The following is an 18213-nucleotide window of genomic DNA, read 5'->3' as shown; positions in this document are numbered from 1 at the left end:
GGGGGAAGAAGGTCGGCGCCCACCATGCACGTCACGCATCTCTCGCTGGCCGACTTCCGCTCGTACGCCCGGGTCGAGGTCCCGCTCGACCCGGGCGTCACCGCTTTCGTGGGAGCGAACGGCCAGGGCAAGACCAATCTGGTCGAGGCCGTCGGCTATCTCGCGACCCTCGGCAGCCACCGCGTCGCCTCCGACGCCCCGCTCGTCCGGATGGGGGCGGAGCGCGCGGTCGTCCGCGCCGCCGTCACCCAGGGCGAGCGCTCCCAGCTGATCGAGCTGGAACTCAACCCGGGCCGCGCCAACCGCGCCCGTATCAACAGGTCCTCGCAGGTCAGACCGCGTGACGTGCTCGGCATCGTACGGACCGTGCTGTTCGCCCCCGAGGACCTCGCCCTGATCAAGGGCGACCCCGGCGAGCGCCGGCGCTTCCTCGACGAGCTGATCACGGCGCGCACGCCCCGCATGGCGGGCGTGCGCTCCGACTACGAGCGCGTGCTGAAGCAGCGCAACACCCTCCTGAAGTCGGCGGCGATGGCCCGGCGGCACGGCGGCCGCGGCATGGACCTCTCCACCCTGGACGTGTGGGACCAGCACCTGGCCCGGGCCGGCGCCGAGCTGCTCGCCCAGCGGCTCGACCTCATCGCCGTACTGCAGCCGCTCGCCGACAAGGCGTACGAGCAGCTCGCGCCCGGCGGCGGACCGATCCTCCTGGAGTACCGCCCCTCCGCGCCCGGCTCCGGGCACACCCGCGAGGAGCTGTACGAGCAGCTGCTCGCCGCCCTCGCCGAGGTCCGCAAGCAGGAGATCGAGCGGGGCGTCACGCTCGTCGGACCCCACCGGGACGAGCTGCTCCTCAAGCTCGGCGAGCTCCCCGCGAAGGGGTACGCGAGCCACGGAGAGTCCTGGTCGTACGCGCTGGCGCTGCGGCTCGCCTCGTACGACCTGCTGCGGTCCGAGGGCAACGAGCCGGTCCTCGTCCTCGACGACGTCTTCGCCGAGCTGGACGCGCGGCGGCGCGAGCGGCTCGCGGAGCTGGTGGCCCCGGGCGAGCAGGTGCTCGTCACGGCTGCGGTGGACGACGACGTGCCGGGCGTGCTGGCGGGCACGCGGTACGCGGTGTCCGGCGGGACGGTGGAACGGGTATGAGCGAGCAGAATTCCCCACAGCCTGTGGACAGGCCCGCGCCACCCGAGCCCTCGGGTGTGGATCTCGCCCGGGTCGCGCTGCGCGCGGCCAAGGAGCAGGCGAAGGCGCGGGGTGCGGCGGCGGCGCAGAAGAAGCAGGCCCGGCGCGGCGGCGGGCTGCGCTCCGGTGCGCGCGCCGACGGACGCGACCCGATGGCGCTCGGCGCCGCGATCAACCGGCTGATCACCGAGCGGGGCTGGGAGACCCCGGCGGCGGTCGGCGGGGTCATGGGCCGCTGGCCGCAGATCGTCGGCGAGGACCTCGCGAAGCACTGCGTACCGGTGAAGTTCGACGACGAGCCGGATGCGCGGGTGCTGACGGTGCAGTGCGACTCCACTGCGTGGGCCACGCAGCTGCGGTTGCTGGCGCCGAGGCTGGTGGCGCGGTTGAACGAGGACCTGGGGCACGGGACGGTGCGGGTCATCAAGGTGCTCGGGCCCGGAGCCCCGCGGAGGGGGTACGGGCCGCTGCGGGCGCCGGGGTCTGTGGGGCCCGGGGACACGTACGGGTAGTACGGGGTCCCAGGGCCTCGTGGTGCGGGTCCAGGCGTAGGGCGCCGTGCGCGTGGGCGTTGTGCCCACCCGTTCCGCCCCGGCGGAACGCATGCCCGCAACGCGACGGAGCCCATGCCCGCAACGCGACGGAGCGTGCGCCCACTGGCCGTCACCGGTCGAAGCGCTAGGTGGCCGTCTACGGGCTCTGGAGCCCCTATCCGGATATGGGGAGTCGTCTCGCTCCCGCTCAGGGCGGCACATGCGCATTCAGGTACCGGCAAACCCCCATGAGTGTCGGCGCTACCGGTAGACTGGGAGACAATCCCGCCACCCTGCGGAACATGTCGAACGACGCAGCCGCTCCCGTATGCCCGGAGAACGGCCTGTGCTGTGCCAGAAAGGGCGCTTCGTGGCCGATTCCGGCAACCCCAACGAGAACAAGCAGTACACCGCCAGCAACATCCAGGTCCTCGAAGGTCTGGATGCCGTGCGCAAGCGCCCTGGCATGTACATCGGATCGACCGGCGAGCGCGGACTGCACCACATGGTGCAGGAGGTCGTCGACAACTCGGTCGACGAGGCCCTGGCCGGCTATGCCGACACCATCGACGTGACGATCCTGCCCGACGGCGGGCTGCGCTGCGTCGACAACGGACGTGGCATCCCGGTCGGCATCGTGGAGTCCGAGGGCAAGCCGGCCGTCGAGGTCGTGCTGACCGTGCTCCACGCGGGCGGCAAGTTCGGCGGCGGCGGCTACGCCGTGTCCGGCGGTCTGCACGGTGTCGGCGTGTCGGTCGTGAACGCCCTGTCCACCAGGGTCTCCGTCGAGATCAAGACGGACGGCCACCGCTGGACGCAGGACTACAAGATGGGCGTCCCGACGGCCCCGCTCGTCCAGCACGAGGCGACCGAGGAGACCGGCACGACGGTGACCTTCTGGGCCGACCCGGACATCTTCGAGACCACCGAGTACTCCTTCGAGACGCTCGCGCGCCGCTTCCAGGAGATGGCCTTCCTCAACAAGGGCCTCACCCTGACGCTCACGGACGAGCGCGAGTCGGCGAAGGCCACGGTCGGCGCGGACGACCCCGAGGCGGAGGCCGCCGAGGCCGCCGCGCGCACGGTGAAGTACCACTACGAAGGCGGCATCGTCGACTTCGTGACGTACCTCAACTCGCGCAAGGGCGAGCTGATCCACCCCACCGTGATCGACCTGGAGGCGGAGGACAAGGACAAGAACCTGTCCCTCGAGGTCGCGATGCAGTGGAACAGCGGCTACAGCGAGGGCGTGTACTCCTTCGCCAACATCATCCACACCCACGAGGGCGGCACGCACGAGGAGGGCTTCCGCGCTGCGCTGACCTCGCTGATCAACAAGTACGCGCGCGACAAGAAGCTGCTCCGCGAGAAGGACGACAACCTCACGGGCGACGACATCCGCGAGGGTCTGACGGCGATCATCTCGGTCAAGCTGAGCGAGCCGCAGTTCGAGGGCCAGACCAAGACCAAGCTGGGCAACACGGAGGTCAAGACCTTCGTCCAGAAGGCGGTCTACGAGCACCTCAACGACTGGCTGGACCGCAACCCGAACGAGGCCGCGGACATCGTCCGCAAGTCGATCCAGGCCGCCACCGCGCGCGTGGCCGCGCGCAAGGCGCGCGACCTGACCCGCCGCAAGGGTCTCCTGGAGTCGGCCTCGCTGCCGGGCAAGCTCTCCGACTGCCAGTCGAACGACCCGTCCAAGTGCGAGATCTTCATCGTCGAGGGTGACTCCGCCGGCGGCTCGGCCAAGTCCGGCCGCAACCCGATGTACCAGGCCATCCTGCCGATCCGCGGCAAGATCCTGAACGTCGAGAAGGCCCGCGTCGACAAGATCCTGCAGAACACCGAGGTCCAGGCGCTGATCTCCGCCTTCGGCACCGGTGTGCACGAGGACTTCGACATCGAGAAGCTCCGCTACCACAAGATCATCCTGATGGCGGACGCCGACGTCGACGGTCAGCACATCAACACCCTGCTGCTGACCTTCCTCTTCCGCTTCATGCGGCCGCTGGTCGAGGCCGGTCACGTCTACCTCTCCCGCCCGCCGCTCTACAAGATCAAGTGGGGCCGGGACGACTTCGAGTACGCGTACTCGGACCGCGAGCGGGACGCGCTCGTCGAGCTGGGCAAGCAGAACGGCAAGCGGATCAAGGAAGACTCGATCCAGCGCTTCAAGGGTCTCGGCGAGATGAACGCCGAGGAGCTGCGCGTCACCACCATGGACGTCGAGCACCGCGTGCTCGGCCAGGTCACCCTGGACGACGCCGCCCAGGCCGACGACCTGTTCTCGGTGCTCATGGGCGAGGACGTCGAGGCGCGGCGCTCGTTCATCCAGCGCAACGCCAAGGACGTTCGCTTCCTCGACATCTGAGTCGGTCTCAGCTGACCGTACGAAAGGACTGACGACCAGCAATGGCCGACGAAAACACCCCTGGCACCACCGAAGAGCAGGAACCCGTGCTGCGGATCGAGCCCGTCGGGCTCGAGACCGAGATGCAGCGCTCGTACCTCGACTACGCGATGTCCGTCATCGTGTCCCGCGCGCTGCCCGACGTACGGGACGGCCTCAAGCCCGTCCACCGGCGCGTGCTGTACGCGATGTACGACGGCGGCTACCGGCCCGAGAAGGGCTTCTACAAGTGCGCCCGCGTCGTCGGCGACGTCATGGGTACGTACCACCCGCACGGCGACTCCTCGATCTACGACGCGCTCGTCCGCCTCGCCCAGCCATGGTCGATGCGCATGCCGCTCGTCGACTCCAACGGCAACTTCGGTTCCCCGGGCAACGACCCGGCCGCCGCCATGCGCTACACCGAGTGCAAGATGGCGCCGCTGTCGATGGAGATGCTCCGCGACATCGACGAGGAGACCGTCGACTTCACGGACAACTACGACGGCCGCAACCAGGAGCCGACGGTCCTCCCGGCCCGGTTCCCGAACCTGCTGGTCAACGGCTCCGCCGGCATCGCCGTCGGTATGGCCACCAACATCCCGCCGCACAACCTGCGCGAGGTCGCGGCCGGCGCCCAGTGGGCGCTGGAGCACCCCGACGCCAGCCACGAGGAGCTCCTCGACGCGCTGATCGAGCGGATCAAGGGCCCCGACTTCCCCACCGGCGCGCTCGTCGTCGGCCGCAAGGGCATCGAGGAGGCGTACCGCACCGGCCGCGGCTCGATCACGATGCGCGCGGTCGTCGAGGTCGAGGAGATCCAGAACCGCCAGTGCCTGGTGGTCACGGAGCTGCCCTACCAGACCAACCCGGACAACCTCGCGCAGAAGATCGCCGACCTGGTCAAGGACGGCAAGATCGGCGGCATCGCCGACGTCCGCGACGAGACCTCGTCCCGCACCGGCCAGCGCCTCGTCATCGTGCTCAAGCGCGACGCCGTCGCCAAGGTCGTCCTCAACAACCTGTACAAGCACACCGACCTGCAGACGAACTTCGGCGCGAACATGCTGGCGCTCGTCGACGGCGTGCCGCGCACCCTCTCGCTCGACGCGTTCATCCGCCACTGGGTGACGCACCAGATCGAGGTCATCGTCCGCCGGACCCGCTTCCGGCTGCGCAAGGCCGAGGAGCGCGCCCACATCCTGCGCGGCCTCCTCAAGGCCCTCGACGCGATCGACGAGGTCATCGCCCTCATCCGCCGCAGCGAGACGGTCGAGATCGCCCGTACGGGCCTGATGGACCTCCTCACGATCGACGAGATCCAGGCCAACGCGATCCTGGAGATGCAGCTCCGCCGGCTCGCCGCCCTGGAGCGCCAGAAGATCGTCGCCGAGCACGACGAGCTCCAGGCGAAGATCAACGAGTACAACGCGATCCTGGCCTCCCCGGAGCGCCAGCGGGCGATCGTCAGCGAGGAGCTGGCCGCGCTCGTCGAGAAGTTCGGCGACGACCGCCGCTCCAAGCTCGTGCCCTTCGACGGTGACATGTCCATCGAGGACCTGATCGCCGAGGAGGACATCGTCGTCACCATCACGCGCGGCGGCTATGTGAAGCGGACGAAGACCGAGGACTACCGCTCGCAGAAGCGCGGCGGCAAGGGCGTGCGCGGCACGAAGCTGAAGCAGGACGACATCGTCGACCACTTCTTCGTGTCCACCACCCACCACTGGCTGCTCTTCTTCACGAACAAGGGCCGGGTCTACCGGGCCAAGGCGTACGAGCTGCCGGACGCCGGCCGGGACGCGCGCGGCCAGCACGTGGCCAACCTGCTGGCCTTCCAGCCGGACGAGCAGATCGCCCAGATCCTGGCGATCCGCGACTACGAGGCCGCGCCCTACCTGGTGCTCGCCACCAAGGCCGGCCTGGTGAAGAAGACCGCGCTGAAGGACTACGACTCGCCGCGTTCGGGCGGTGTCATCGCGATCAACCTCCGGGAGACCGCGGACGGCAGCGACGACGAGCTGATCGGTGCCGAGCTGGTATCGGCCGAGGACGATCTGCTCCTGGTCAGCAAGAAGGCGCAGTCGATCCGCTTCACCGCCACGGACGACGCGCTGCGTCCGATGGGACGCGCCACCTCGGGCGTCAAGGGGATGAGTTTCCGCGAGGACGACGAACTGCTCTCGATGAATGTCGTCCGGCCCGGTACTTTCGTCTTCACCGCGACCGACGGCGGGTACGCGAAGCGCACCCCCGTCGACGAGTACCGCGTCCAGGGCCGTGGCGGCCTCGGCATCAAGGCCGCCAAGATCGTGGAGGACCGTGGCTCGCTCGTGGGCGCGCTGGTGGTCGAGGAGACCGACGAGATCCTCGCCATCACGCTGTCCGGCGGTGTGATTCGTACGCGAGTCAACGAAGTCAGGGAGACCGGCCGTGACACCATGGGCGTCCAGCTGATCAACCTGGGCAAGCGCGATGCCGTCGTCGGCATCGCACGGAACGCCGAGGCAGGCAGCGAGGACGAGGACATCGAGGACATCGAGGACGCCGAGGGCGTCGTCGGGTCGGCAGAGTCGATCGAGGCCGAGGCGGCCGAGGGCACGGAGCCCCCGGCCGGGGAGCACGAGGAGTAAGAGCGTGAGTGGAGCCACGGGCGCCGGATCGGCGGCTGCCGGAGTTCCTGCCGGTGCTGGAGCGAACGGCGCCCGTGGCCCCGCCACGGACTCCCAGGGGGTTGCTGTGACGGACACTCGGGGGCAGCAGCCCTCGTACGAGACGTACAACGGGCCGCTGCCCGGCGAGCGCCCCCAGGGGCAGCCGGGAGGGCCCTACCACCCGCCGCAGGCGTACGGCACGCCTGCGGGCGGTACGCAGGGCGGGAAGGCCGGCGCCGTGCGCCGGCCGCGCACCGGGGCGAGCACGACGCCCAGGACGCGCAAGGCGCGGCTGCGGGTGGCCAAGGCCGACCCGTGGTCGGTGATGAAGGTGAGCTTCCTGCTCTCCATCGCGCTGGGCATCTGCACGGTCGTGGCCGCGGCGGTGCTGTGGATGGTCATGGACGCCATGGGCGTCTTCTCGACGGTCGGCGGCACGATCAGCGAGGCCACGGGCTCGAACGAGTCCAACGGCTTCGACCTGCAGTCGTTCCTGTCGCTGCCGAGGGTCCTGCTGTTCACCTCGGTGATCGCCGTGATCGACGTGGTCCTGATGACCGCCCTCGCGACGCTGGGCGCCTTCATCTACAACCTGTCGGCCGGTTTCGTGGGCGGCGTCGAGCTCACGCTGGCGGAGGACGAGTAGTCCGCGTGGGGCCGGCCTCGGGTATCGATTTTGGGACTGGCCCCCACGTGCGCTAATGTTCAGGAGTCAGCGCGGCGGACACGAAAAACCGCAAAGCGCGGCGGGGCTATAGCTCAGTTGGTTAGAGCGCATCCCTGATAAGGATGAGGCCACAGGTTCAAATCCTGTTAGCCCCACAGATCGGATCGACCCGGATGGTACTCCATCCGGGTCGATCTGTTTGTGTGAGGTTTGAAGCAGGGGTGCGAAGCCCGTACAGGTCACCGATCGGTATCGGTCGATGTGTAGAGTGGGCGTCAGAAGTCTCCTACGTCAACGAAAGACGAGGTCGCGCGGTGAAGAAGCTTCTCCTGGTCGCACTGGCCGCCATCGGCGGGCTCCTCGTGTACCGCCAGATCCAGGCGGATCGCGCCGAGCAGGATCTGTGGACGGAGGCGACCGACTCCGTGCCCGCAGGTTCCGGTGTCTGAGAGACACACAGTCTGTGGGTGAAGCCCCGGCCGCGTGAGCGGACCGGGGCTTTGCCGTACCCCACCCCACGCGAGTTCACTAGCGCAAAATTTCTGATTGCTCAAGCAAAGTTGTCGTGCGGACGAACGGGAGAGACGCGTGGGCACGCAGGCCGGGAGGCGGACCGGGATCGGCCGGAGGGCGGGAGCCCTGATCGCGGCGGCCGCGGCGGTGGGCGCGGTGACGGCCCTGCCCGCCCAGGCCGTAGCAGCCCAGGACAGGGCCGGCGAGGCCCTGGGGGCCGGGGGGACCTCCGTACCGCCGTACGCCTTCGACGGCTCGGCCCAGCGGATCCAGGGCGCCGCCTCCAGCCTCGACGCGAAGCCCCTGAAGACCGGCCAGACCTACCGGGACACCCTCAAGAGGAACGGCAAGGTCTACTACCGGGTCGACCTCGACACGAAGCGGAACACCTACGTCTCCGTCGTCGCCGTCCCCAAGCCCGGCGGCAAGGTCGAGTACGGCGACGGCTTCAAGGTCAGCATCCAGGACAACTCCGGAACCGACTGCGGCTACCAGGAGGCGAACTTCGGCTCCGGGCAGTACGCCAGGCCGCTCGCCGCCTACGCCCGCCGGATCGTCGACCCGGACACCTCCAGCTGCCAGAAGCAGGGTGCCTACTACGTCCTCGTCGAGCGCGAGTCGGCGGCGCCCTCCACCCCGGACGACTGGGAGCTGGAGCTCCGGTACGTGACCGAGCCCCTCCTCAAGCAGGCCGGCCCCACCTCGCTCCCCGAGGCATGGGCGTCCGCCACGCCCGCGCCGCCGGCCGGAGGCCAGCAGAAGCGGCAGGGCGGCGACGGCTTCCACGAGGCCGTCTCGCTGCGGGAGGGCGAGTGGCGGGCCGACATCCGGCCCGGCCAGACGCTCTTCTACCGGGTGCCCGTGGACTGGGGACAGCAGCTCTTCGCCAGCGCCGAACTCGGCAGCGGCACCGAGGGCGACCTCGTGAGCAACGCCCTCACCCTCTCGCTCGACAACCCGGCCCTCGGCTTCGTCGACATGAACACGGTCAGCTACGACGGGAAGCCCGCGACGCTGGCGCTCGACCCGCTGCGGCCCGTGGCCCACGAGAACCGCACCTCGTACCAGGAGGCCACCAGCGGCATGCGGTTCGCCGGCTGGTACTACCTCACGGCGACGCTGAGCCCGGAGATCGCCGCCGAGTACGGCGACAAGCCGGTGCCGCTGACGCTCCGGGTGAACGTCGAGGGCAGCCCGAAGACGGCTCCCGCGTACGACGCGGACCCCGGCGTCTTCTCCGTGACGGCGGACGACCGGGAGGCCGCGGCGAACGGCGCCACCGGGGCGGACGCCACGACGAACGGCACCATGCAGGTCGTCGCGGCGGCCGGGATCGGCACCGGGACCGTCCTGCTCGTCGGCCTCGGGGCCTGGACCCTCCTTGCCCGGCGGCGGGCGGCCTGAGCCCTCAGATCTGCGTCAGCGCCCAGAAACCGACCGCGAACGACACCAGCGCGAGCAGCAGCACCGGGACCGCCACCTTCGGGGGCGGTCCCGGCCGTCGTACGGGGGCGGGCACCGCGGGTGCGGTCTGCGTGACCGGGGGAGGCAGGTGGAAGCTGCCCGTCCCGGAGGGCCGGGGCAGCGGCGGGGGCGAGGAGACCCGGGCGGTGGGCTGGTAGCCCTGATGGGGCTGGTGCTGCGGCTGTGGAGGCTGCTGATACGGCTGTACGGGCGGTGCCGGCTGGGCGACCGGCTGTACGGGCGGTGCCGGCTGTACGGGCTGCTCCTGGGCCGGTACGGGCGCGGGAGCGGGTGCCGTGGGGCCTTCCGGGCCGAAGCCCGCCGGGAGGGGACCGAGTTGGTCGACGATCTCGACCGACACCTCGCCGGGGCCCGGCTCGGGCAGCAGCTCGACGGCGGCGCTCAGCGCCTTCCGCACCCCCGAGGCCGTCCGGAACCGCGCCTGCGGATCGGGCTGGAGCAGACCCGCGAGAACCTGCCACAAGGGCTCAGGAACGCCCTCGGGGGCGCCAGGAGTGCCGTACGTGCGGAAGTGCTCGACCAAGGCCTGGGAATCCGGCCTGCTGCCCTTGAGCAGGTACAGCGCGACCAGACCGACGGCGAAGAGGTCGGCGGTGAAGTCCGGCTCGGCGCCGAGCAGCTGCTCGGGCGCGAAGTAACCGGGTGTCCCCACCACGTAGTTGGTCTCCGTGAGGCGGGGTTCGCCCTTGCGCATGGAGATGCCGAAGTCGGAGAGCCGCAGATGCGGCCGCCCGCCGCCGGTGACCTCCATGAGGATGTTCGCGGGCTTGATGTCCCGGTGCACGACCCCCTCGGCGTGCACCGTGGCCAGGCCCGACAGCAACTGGTCGAGCAGGGTGCAGACGAAGCGGGGCGGCAGCGGGCCGTGGTTCCCGATGACGTGGGCCAGCGAGCCGCCGGCCACCAGGTCCATCGTGAAGAGGACCTTGTCGTCGTCGGCGGCCCAGCTGGCCGGGGCGAGGACGTGCGGATGGTCGATCCGCAGCGCCTGCTCGCGGACGAAGCGGAGCAGCGTGTGCGCGTCGCTCTGCAGGAGCACCTTGGCCGCCACGTAGCGGCGGCGCCGGTGGTCCCAGGCGCGCCACACGGCGCCCGCCCCGCCACGTCCGATCGGGTCGACCAGCTCGTACCGACCAGCGAAGACCTCACCCATCGTGCTGCGCCCGCTCCCCGTCCGCGTCGTCTCGCCACGGTGCCGGCCGGCCGCCGGCCCCGCGTCAGTTCTGGTGCGACTCGTAGTGCGCGACCGCGTCGGCGGTGCGCCCGGCGCCGTACACCCGGAGGAACTCTGCCAGTTCCGGGTGGGCGGGGGCGAGCGAGTCGGCGGCGTCGATGATGTCGCCGGCGGCCGCCACGGAGCGCAGCAGCGACTGGATCTCGCGGACGACGCGGCGCACGGTCGGCGCGCCGGAACCAGTGGTGGTGGGGCTCGTGCCGGTGAGGACGGAGCCGCCCTGGGACTTCTTGATCTCGTCCATGCGGTCGGTGGCCTCGGCGGCGCTGACGCTGCCGTCGGCGACCTGTCCCGCGAGATCCTGGAGGGCCTGGACGCGCTGGACGACGGCCGGGTTGCCGATCTTGGCCCGCTGGCCGCTCATCAGCTGGGACAGCATGGGCGCGGAGAGCCCGAGCACGGCCGCGAGCCTGGCCTGATTGAGCCCGAGATCGTCGATCAGGCGACGGAAGAGCGCCCCCAGCGGCTCTCCGTACCAACTGCGCTGAAGCTCTCTGGCTCTTGCCGTGGCTTCCTGCTGCGCTGCGTCCATTACCTACTCCCCATCCCTTAGGTTCGCCACTGCGAACCTCGGTCAGCATCTTACGGAGAGTGGTCGCCGACCGGGAGTCCCAATCCTTTTGCCGGACATGGGGGGTGACCCGGTACGCTGTCCTCGTTCCGGGGCCTTAGCTCAGTTGGTAGAGCGCTGTCTTTGCATGGCAGATGTCAGGGGTTCGACTCCCCTAGGCTCCACTCTTCAGCACCCCCTTGACCTGTGGAAACGCGGTCAGGGGGGTGTTTTTGCGCCGTTGGCGCGACCTGCGGCCGGCCCGCATGTGCGGGGCTGGGCGGGGGTGTCGTCGCCCTTGTGGATCACTCTTTCGGATCGCCCCCGAGGATCTCCTCGGAGCGACGGGGAGGAGGCCGCCGTCGTCACCGCGCCGGCCGTCGAGCCCCATGACGGGATCGTTCGGCTCCTCGAACAGGCGGACCGCGGGATGGGCGTGCCGCCTTCCCTCCCCCGGGTCTGACCGGATGCGGGATTTGCGCAAAGGCCCTGTGGGGTGACAGGGAGCCTTGGGCCGCAACCCATGGAAGCCCCTGTGATTTCCGTTCGCAACACATGAGCCCGAGTGACATGTGACACAAACCGGAAGTTGTGGGGGGTGCCGTGGGCAACCTGCGCCCACCTCGCTGGTCTGACGCTGGGGGAGCCGGGTGGGCTCTTCGGACGCAGTCTTGTGTGGGGGGATCTCCGAGTGCTGAACCAGCTGCAGCCCGTGCGGCTCAGGACCCGTTTAAGGCGGCTCGAGGCGCGTGACGTGCCGGGCCCGGGGACGAAGCGTCCGGCGCGGCTCCACGCGCTCGACGGGATCAGGCTGGTGGCGGCGCTCATGGTGGTCGCGTACCACTACACGGCGCGCGGCGGCGGCTGGCCGACGCCGGTGAGGGAGATGTTCCCCGGGACCTTCCGTCTGTCGGCGTACGGCTATCTCGGTGTCCAGCTCTTCTTCCTCATCAGCGGCTTCGTCGTCTGCCTGAGCGCGTGGAACCGGCCCGTGAAGGCCTTCTTCGTCTCGCGGGTGGTCCGGCTCTACCCGGCGTACTGGTTCGCGGTCATCGCGACCACCGTCACCGTCGTGGTCATCCCCGGCGGCCGCCGCCACCTTCCGTGGAACGACATCCTGACCAACATGACGATGCTTCAGCAGGCCTTCTGGGTCCCGCACGTCGACGGCGTCTACTGGACGCTCTTCACGGAGCTCCGCTTCTACCTGCTGTTCGCCCTGGTCGCCTGGTGGGGCCTGACGTACAAGAGGGTCCTGCTCTTCTGCTGCGTCTGGGGCGCCGCCACGCTCGTCGTCGCCAAGGCGCCGCCCGGACCACTGCGGATGCTGCTGATCCCCGAGTACAGCTGGTTCTTCATCGCCGGAATGGCGTTCTACCTGATGTACCGGTTCCGTCCGAACCTGATGCTCTTCGGCATCGTCGGCATCTGCTTCTGCGCCTCCCTCGCACCCACCATCGACGAGTTCAAGCACCTCACTCCCTTCCTCGGCCGGCGTGCCGCGTGGCCCGTGATCGTGCTGCTCGCGGCATTCTTCGGGGTGATGGCGCTCATCGCCACGGGCAGGCTCTCCCGCGTCCGGTGGGGGTGGCTGCCGGTCCTGGGCGCGCTGACCTACCCGTTGTACCTGCTCCACCAGGTGATCGGCTGGGAGCTCATCGGCTACTTCGCGCCGCGCGGGCTCGTCTCCCCGTGGGGGCTCGTCGGTGTGCTGGTCCTCGGGATGCTGGTGCTGTCGTACCTGGTGAACAAGCTCGTGGAGAAGCCGCTGAGCGGCTACCTCAAGCGAGGGCTCGCCCAGCTCTGACCCCGGTTTGATCCGGACGGGTGGTGTTCATCGGAAGAACTGGGCGGAGGCGGCGGTGCTCCGCGGAAATCGGGCGCGCTTCCACATCATGAGGAAAGTACGTAAAGCGCGCAAACCGAAATGAACCATCCGGGAACATCACGAAAGTGAGGGGCCATGGCCACCGCCAAGGTCAAGCAGTTCTGGACCGCCTTCATCTCCGTCCTCTTCGCCCTCCTCGCCTCCGTCGGCCTGGCGAACACCGCCGCCGCGGCCGGGCAGCCCGCCGTCACGCAGCCCGAGGAGCCGGCCGCGCCCGCCGCCGTCGCCGAGGCCGCCCCGACCGGGCAGCGCGCCCTGCCCTCCGTACCGGCACAGCGGGCGCACCGGTGGCCGCTCGCCGGGGACCGCTCCCTGCCGCCCACCATCAAGCAGCGCATCGCCGCCGAGGCCCACGGTTCCTCGCCCTCCGCGCGGCAGCGGTCCTCGTCGACCGCCGCGACCGAGACCGACCCGGCCGCGCTGACCGACCTGGCGCTCGCCGCGGCGGCGTAGGGCGTGGGGAGCGCACTCCCCACGCCCTCACGCGCAGGACCCGGCAGAACCCCGGCAGGACCCCGTGCGGCTCCGGCAGAGCCCCGGGCAGAACCTTTGCAGGACCCCGGCAGGGCCCCGTGGTGGTCGGTCAGCGGCGTTCGTCGCGTTCGGCGGCCGCGGCATCCGACTCGGTCTCTTCCTCCGCATCGGGGGAGGCCCCACTGCCGTCCACGGACGACAGCGAGGAGCCCTCGTCCCCCATCTCGGTGGGCGCGGGAGGTTCGACCAGCCAGTCGGGATTGGCCTGCCTGTCCCACCACTTCCAGGCGGCGAAGGCGCCGCCGACCAGCAGGCCGAGGACGACCAGTCCCTTGGCCAGGCGTCCGGCCCTGGCCCGACGCTCGTGCTTCTTCACGATCTTCCTGATGTCCTCCGGCGTCACCTGACCGCGCAGCGCGGCCCAGGCGGCGGTGGAACGCGCCCCGGCCTCGTCGAGGACCGGACCGGTCGCGGCGACCGCGCTCTCGACGCGCGGGACGGTGTAGTCGGCCGCCTGACGGGCGGCCTGGCGGGTCTTGACCGCCGCACGGTGTGCGGCCGCGTCGACCCGCGGCGGTACATGCGGTGCGACATACGAGTCGTACTGCGCGCGAGCCTGCGTGCGGGCCGCATACGCGGCCTTCGAGACCTTCGGCGCGAGCACCACTCGCGCCTCGTGTGCGTAGTGCGCGGCCTGGTCCTTGGCCGTGCCGGCGTACGGCGCCACCACTTCCGCGGCGTGCAGGACGCTCTCCTTCGCCGAACCTGTCGCGGCGCGCACGCTGTCCATGCGGGTCACGGGATTCCTCCTCCTCGGTGGCGATGTCGGTTTTTCACCTTTCCATCCTTTTCGGCATCATGCCCGTCGGAGCGGCCTCCGGCATGCGGGGCTGGCATCCGGGGCATGCGAGGATCGGACACGCCAGAGACAGACGTGACATGACGCGACACGACGTGGACGGAAGGCGACCGTGGCCGAGCAGCTGTACGCGACCCTCAAGACGAGCCTGGGCGACATCGAGGTGCGGCTGATGCCGTTCCACGCCCCGAAGACGGTCCGGAACTTCGTCGAACTCGCCTCCGGCGAGCGCGAGTGGACGCACCCCGCCACCGGCACGGTCTCCTCGGACCCGCTCTACGACGGAACGGCCTTCCACCGGGTCATCAAGGGCTTCATGATCCAGGGCGGCGACCCGCTGGGGAACGGCACGGGCGGCCCGGGCTACGAGTTCGCCGACGAGTTCCACCCGGAGCTCTTCTTCGACCGCCCCTACCTGCTGGCCATGGCCAACGCGGGCCCGGGCACCAACGGCTCGCAGTTCTTCGTCACCGTCGGCCCCGCGACCTGGCTGAACCGCAAGCACACCATCTTCGGCGAGGTCGTGGACAAGGAGAGCCGGAAGGTCGTGGACGCGATCGCGGCCACCCCGACCGACCCGCACACCGAGCGTCCGCTCCAGGACGTGATCGTCGAGTCCGTGGTGATCGAGAAGCGCTGAGGCGGAAGGGACGGAACCTCCCATGGACACGCAGCCCGGACTGCTGCGCTGCTACCGCCACCCGGAGGCCGAGACCGGCATCCGCTGCGTCCGCTGCGAGCGGCCCATCTGCACGCAGTGCATGATCTCCGCGTCCGTCGGCTTCCAGTGCCCCGAGTGCGTGCGGGGCGGCTCGGGGACGGGTCACGCCGCCGACGCCAACCAGCCCCGGACGCTCGCCGGCGGACGGGTGGCGGCGGACGGGCGCCTCGTCACCAAGATCTTCATGGCGATCAACCTGGCGCTGTTCATCGCCGTCCAGGTGGTGGGCGACCGGCTCCTCGACGACCTCGCGCTGATCGGCGGCGCCTACCTCCCCAGCGGTGAGCTGGTCGGGGTCGCGGACGGCGAGTGGTACCGCCTGCTGACCTCCGCCTTCCTCCACCAGGAGATCCCGCACCTCCTCTTCAACATGCTGGGCCTGTGGATGATCGGCGGGATCGTCGAGCCCGAGCTGGGGCGGATCCGGTACACGGCCCTGTGCCTGCTCTCCGGGCTCTCCGGCTCCGCGCTCGCCTATCTGCTCTCCCCGCAGAACCAGTTCTCGCTCGGCGCCTCAGGCATCGTCTACGGCCTGCTCGGCGCCTGGATCGTGCTGGCCCGGCGCAGGCGGCAGGACATGCGGCCGGCGCTGCTGTTCGTGGCACTGAACCTGCTCATCACGTTCACCCGTCCGGGGATCTCCTGGGAGGCGCACGTCGGCGGTCTGGTGGCCGGAGTCCTGCTGACGTACGTGATGGTGCACGCGCCCCGCGCCCGGCGGGACCTCGTGCAGTACGGGGCGTGCGCGGTGGTGCTGCTGATCGACCTGGGGATCGTGCTCGCCCGTTCGGCCGCGCTCACCTGAGCACAGGAGCCTGTGGAAGAGCTTGTCTGTGAGCTTTCCCCAGAGTTATCCACAGTGCGTGGCGATTCCTCTCCGCTCTGTGGGGAAAGACGGCGCCCCTCGCCTCTGACCTGGAGTTTCCCCAGGGAGGCGAGGGGCGCCGTGTGTTCAGTCGAAGGTGATTCCAGTCATACCGGCGTCAACGTCGCGCCGAGTTATCCACAGATCTTCGTAAGTTATCCAGTGCTGTGCACAACGCTGTGGATAAGCTCGGGGGAGAACTTGACGAGCGGCCGTCGCGACCGCTACATCACCCGCGTTCGGGCTGCTTCACCCGCGTTCGAGCTGCTTCAGCCGCGCTCGGGCTGTTGCAGCCGCTCGGTGGGAGCGACTACTTCCACTGCGTGGAGACGCCGAAGCCGGCCGCGATGAAGCCGAAGCCCACCACGATGTTCCAGTTCCGGATCGACTCGACCGGCATGGAGCCGTCGGTGACGTAGAAGACCACGATCCACACCAGACCGATGGCGAACAGGGCCAGCATCACGGGCGCCACCCAGCTGCGGTTGGTCAGCTTGATGTTGGTGGCCTGCTTGGCGGGCGGAGGCGTGAAGTCGGCCTTCTTGCGGATCCGTGACTTCGGCACGAGGGACTCTCCTGTCGATGCGCTGCGTGACCGCGCAGGGAACTGTGGCTGGCGCCGGGATGTGACGAAGGAGGACGACTGCGTCCCCCAGGCGTCCGTTAGCGTAGTGGTTCCACGGCACCGAAGGGGATCAGGGTACGTTGAGCAATTCCGCCGACACTCCCGAAGGGCCGGGCCGCACCACGAGGTGGCGTCCCGTCCGGGTGCTCACCCTTGCCGTTTTCGCCCTTGCCGGACTGATCTTCGTCACGAGCTTCAACACCGCCAAGGGCACCAACCTGCGCACGGACGCCTCGCTCCTGCGGCTCTCCGACCTCATCGAGGAACGCAGCCACAAGAACGCCGGCCTCGACGAGTCCACCGCCGCCCTCCGCACCCGCGTCGACTCCCTCGCCGCCCGCGACGACGGCTCCACGCGCGCGCAGGACGAGAAACTCGACGCCCTCGAAGCCAAGGCCGGCACCACCGAGGTCTCCGGATCCGGCCTCACCGTCACCCTCGACGACGCCCCGCCGAACGCCCAGGCCGCCCCCGGCTACCCCGAACCGCAGGCCAACGACCTCGTCATCCACCAGCAGGACCTCCAGGCCGTCGTCAACGCCCTGTGGAACGGCGGCGCCGAAGGCATCCGCGTCATGGACCAGCGGCTCATCTCCACCAGCGCCGTCCGCTGCGTCGGCAACACCCTGATCCTCCAGGGCCGCGTCTACTCGCCGCCCTACAAGATCACCGCCGTCGGTGACCGGGGAAAGCTGAACAAGGCGCTCGCCGACTCCCCCGCGCTCCAGAACTACCAGCTGTACGTCAAGGCGTACGGACTCGGCTGGAAAGTCGACGAGCACAAGGCGGTGACTCTTCCCGGGTACTCGGGCACAGTGGACCTCCACTACGCGAAGCCGGTGAGCTGACGGCGGGAGGGCCGCTTGCGTCTCGTCGTCAGGACCCTCAGCGAACTGTGCATCACCGCCGGCGCCCTCGTCGTCCTCTTCGTCGCGTACCTCCTCTACTGGACCGGCGTCCAGGCCGACAGCGCGAGCGCCGCCCAGATCGACACCCTCCAGCGCGAGTGGGCCGACAAGCCCGTCGCCGCCGCACCCGCACCCGCGCGCGTACCGGCGCCGTACGTCACCGGCAAGGGCATCGCCGTCATGTACGTCCCCCGGCTCGGCCGCGACTGGAAATGGCCCGTCCTCGAAGGCACCGGACCCGACGTCCTGAAACAGGGCCTCGGGCACTACGCCCGCACCGCCCCGCTCGGCGGCACCGGGAACTTCGCCGTCGCCGGCCACCGCAGGACCCACGGCGACCCCTTCAAGGACTTCCCGCGCCTGCGCCCCGGCGACGTGGTCGTCCTCACCGACGGCACGACCTGGTTCACGTACCGGATCGACCGCGGCCCGTACCGGACCGTCCCCGCCGACACCGCCGTCGTCGACCCCGTCCCCAGGAAGTCCGGCTTCGACGGGCCCGGCCGCTACCTCACCCTCACCACCTGCGACCCCGAGTGGGGCAGCAGCCACCGGCTGATCGTCTGGGCGCACCTCGACGCCACCCGGCCGGTGACCGACGGCCGTCCACAGGCTTTGGACAGCTGACCCCCCACGGCCCCCTCGCCCCGTACTCTGGTC

The 18213-nt window shown here is 69.9% G+C and carries 17 protein-coding genes and 2 tRNA genes; 15 read left to right on the top strand and 4 right to left on the bottom strand.

Features of this window, described 5'->3' with window-relative positions; all coding sequences use genetic code 11:
• Positions 1–24 precede the first annotated feature (24 nt).
• From recF to ACFYX3_RS16180, 8 genes are all read left to right on the top strand, one after another.
• Entirely contained in the window at positions 25–1146 is a 1122-nt protein-coding gene (recF, locus tag ACFYX3_RS16215) for a DNA replication/repair protein RecF (RefSeq protein ID WP_382656108.1), read from the top strand.
• Positions 1143–1697 carry a DUF721 domain-containing protein gene (locus tag ACFYX3_RS16210; RefSeq protein WP_382656110.1) on the top strand — a complete coding sequence of 185 codons (555 nt, stop codon included), beginning with the start codon at positions 1143–1145 and terminating at the stop codon, positions 1695–1697. Before recF ends, ACFYX3_RS16210 begins: the two co-directional genes overlap by 4 nt.
• Positions 1698–2064: 367 nt before the next feature.
• A complete protein-coding gene (gyrB, locus tag ACFYX3_RS16205; RefSeq protein WP_389013437.1) occupies positions 2065–4092 on the top strand; it encodes a DNA topoisomerase (ATP-hydrolyzing) subunit B in 2028 nt (675 codons plus the stop codon).
• A 41-nt stretch (positions 4093–4133) separates the two neighbouring features.
• Positions 4134–6743, top strand: a complete 2610-nt coding sequence (gyrA, locus tag ACFYX3_RS16200) for a DNA gyrase subunit A (RefSeq protein ID WP_389013434.1) — start codon at positions 4134–4136, stop codon at positions 6741–6743.
• Positions 6744–6849: 106 nt separating this feature from the next.
• Positions 6850–7410 carry a DUF3566 domain-containing protein gene (locus ACFYX3_RS16195; RefSeq protein ID WP_382656116.1) on the top strand — a complete coding sequence of 187 codons (561 nt, stop codon included), beginning with the start codon at positions 6850–6852 and terminating at the stop codon, positions 7408–7410.
• Positions 7411–7512: 102 nt separating this feature from the next.
• Positions 7513–7586, top strand: a tRNA-Ile gene (locus tag ACFYX3_RS16190).
• 159 nt (positions 7587–7745) lie between these two features.
• A complete protein-coding gene (locus tag ACFYX3_RS16185) occupies positions 7746–7880 on the top strand; it encodes a DLW-39 family protein (RefSeq protein WP_003958712.1) in 135 nt (44 codons plus the stop codon).
• Positions 7881–8019: 139 nt separating this feature from the next.
• Positions 8020–9348 carry a hypothetical protein gene (locus ACFYX3_RS16180; RefSeq protein ID WP_389013430.1) on the top strand — a complete coding sequence of 443 codons (1329 nt, stop codon included), beginning with the start codon at positions 8020–8022 and terminating at the stop codon, positions 9346–9348.
• Between the two features lie 4 nt (positions 9349–9352).
• Here ACFYX3_RS16180 and ACFYX3_RS16175 read toward each other — a convergent pair whose 3' ends face one another.
• Complete coding sequence (locus ACFYX3_RS16175) at positions 9353–10582, bottom strand: serine/threonine-protein kinase (RefSeq protein WP_389013427.1); 1230 nt, start codon at positions 10580–10582, stop codon at positions 9353–9355.
• Between the two features lie 64 nt (positions 10583–10646).
• Positions 10647–11195: a helix-turn-helix domain-containing protein gene (locus tag ACFYX3_RS16170; protein WP_389013424.1), complete on the bottom strand. Its 549-nt coding sequence runs from the start codon at positions 11193–11195 to the stop codon at positions 10647–10649.
• 130 nt (positions 11196–11325) lie between these two features.
• Between ACFYX3_RS16170 and ACFYX3_RS16165 the strand changes: the two genes are divergently transcribed.
• From ACFYX3_RS16165 to ACFYX3_RS16155, 3 genes are all read left to right on the top strand, one after another.
• Positions 11326–11398, top strand: a tRNA-Ala gene (locus ACFYX3_RS16165).
• Between the two features lie 506 nt (positions 11399–11904).
• Positions 11905–13020 (top strand): acyltransferase family protein, encoded by a 1116-nt coding sequence (locus ACFYX3_RS16160; RefSeq protein ID WP_389013421.1) that lies wholly within the window; start codon positions 11905–11907, stop codon positions 13018–13020.
• Between the two features lie 156 nt (positions 13021–13176).
• Positions 13177–13554, top strand: a complete 378-nt coding sequence (locus tag ACFYX3_RS16155) for a DUF6344 domain-containing protein (RefSeq protein ID WP_376583508.1) — start codon at positions 13177–13179, stop codon at positions 13552–13554.
• A 130-nt stretch (positions 13555–13684) separates the two neighbouring features.
• Here the strand turns inward: ACFYX3_RS16155 and ACFYX3_RS16150 are convergent, their stop codons facing one another.
• Complete coding sequence (locus ACFYX3_RS16150) at positions 13685–14374, bottom strand: DUF5324 family protein (RefSeq protein WP_389013417.1); 690 nt, start codon at positions 14372–14374, stop codon at positions 13685–13687.
• Positions 14375–14546: 172 nt separating this feature from the next.
• Here ACFYX3_RS16150 and ACFYX3_RS16145 point away from each other — a divergent pair, with 172 nt between their 5' ends.
• The gene (locus ACFYX3_RS16145) at positions 14547–15074 is read left to right on the top strand and encodes a peptidylprolyl isomerase (RefSeq protein ID WP_376583504.1); all 528 of its coding nucleotides are present in this window, start codon (positions 14547–14549) and stop codon (positions 15072–15074) included.
• 22 nt (positions 15075–15096) lie between these two features.
• The gene (locus ACFYX3_RS16140; protein ID WP_389013414.1) at positions 15097–15960 is read left to right on the top strand and encodes a rhomboid family intramembrane serine protease; all 864 of its coding nucleotides are present in this window, start codon (positions 15097–15099) and stop codon (positions 15958–15960) included.
• Positions 15961–16330: 370 nt separating this feature from the next.
• Here ACFYX3_RS16140 and crgA read toward each other — a convergent pair whose 3' ends face one another.
• The gene (crgA, locus tag ACFYX3_RS16135; RefSeq protein WP_056565215.1) at positions 16331–16585 is read right to left on the bottom strand and encodes a cell division protein CrgA; all 255 of its coding nucleotides are present in this window, start codon (positions 16583–16585) and stop codon (positions 16331–16333) included.
• A gap of 140 nt (positions 16586–16725) precedes the next feature.
• Between crgA and ACFYX3_RS16130 the strand changes: the two genes are divergently transcribed.
• Together ACFYX3_RS16130 and ACFYX3_RS16125 are read left to right on the top strand one after the other, a co-directional pair.
• Positions 16726–17493, top strand: a complete 768-nt coding sequence (locus ACFYX3_RS16130) for a DUF881 domain-containing protein (RefSeq protein WP_382656137.1) — start codon at positions 16726–16728, stop codon at positions 17491–17493.
• A 15-nt stretch (positions 17494–17508) separates the two neighbouring features.
• Positions 17509–18180: a class E sortase gene (locus ACFYX3_RS16125; RefSeq protein WP_389013409.1), complete on the top strand. Its 672-nt coding sequence runs from the start codon at positions 17509–17511 to the stop codon at positions 18178–18180.
• Positions 18181–18213: the final 33 nt, after the last annotated feature.

Origin of the sequence: Streptomyces sp. NPDC002463 (genome assembly GCF_042889835.1) — a bacterium.
GTDB lineage: Bacteria > Actinomycetota > Actinomycetes > Streptomycetales > Streptomycetaceae > Streptomyces > Streptomyces nymphaeiformis.
The sequence above is the reverse complement of the archived record's forward strand: the minus strand, read 5'-3'. Positions and strand labels throughout refer to the sequence as shown.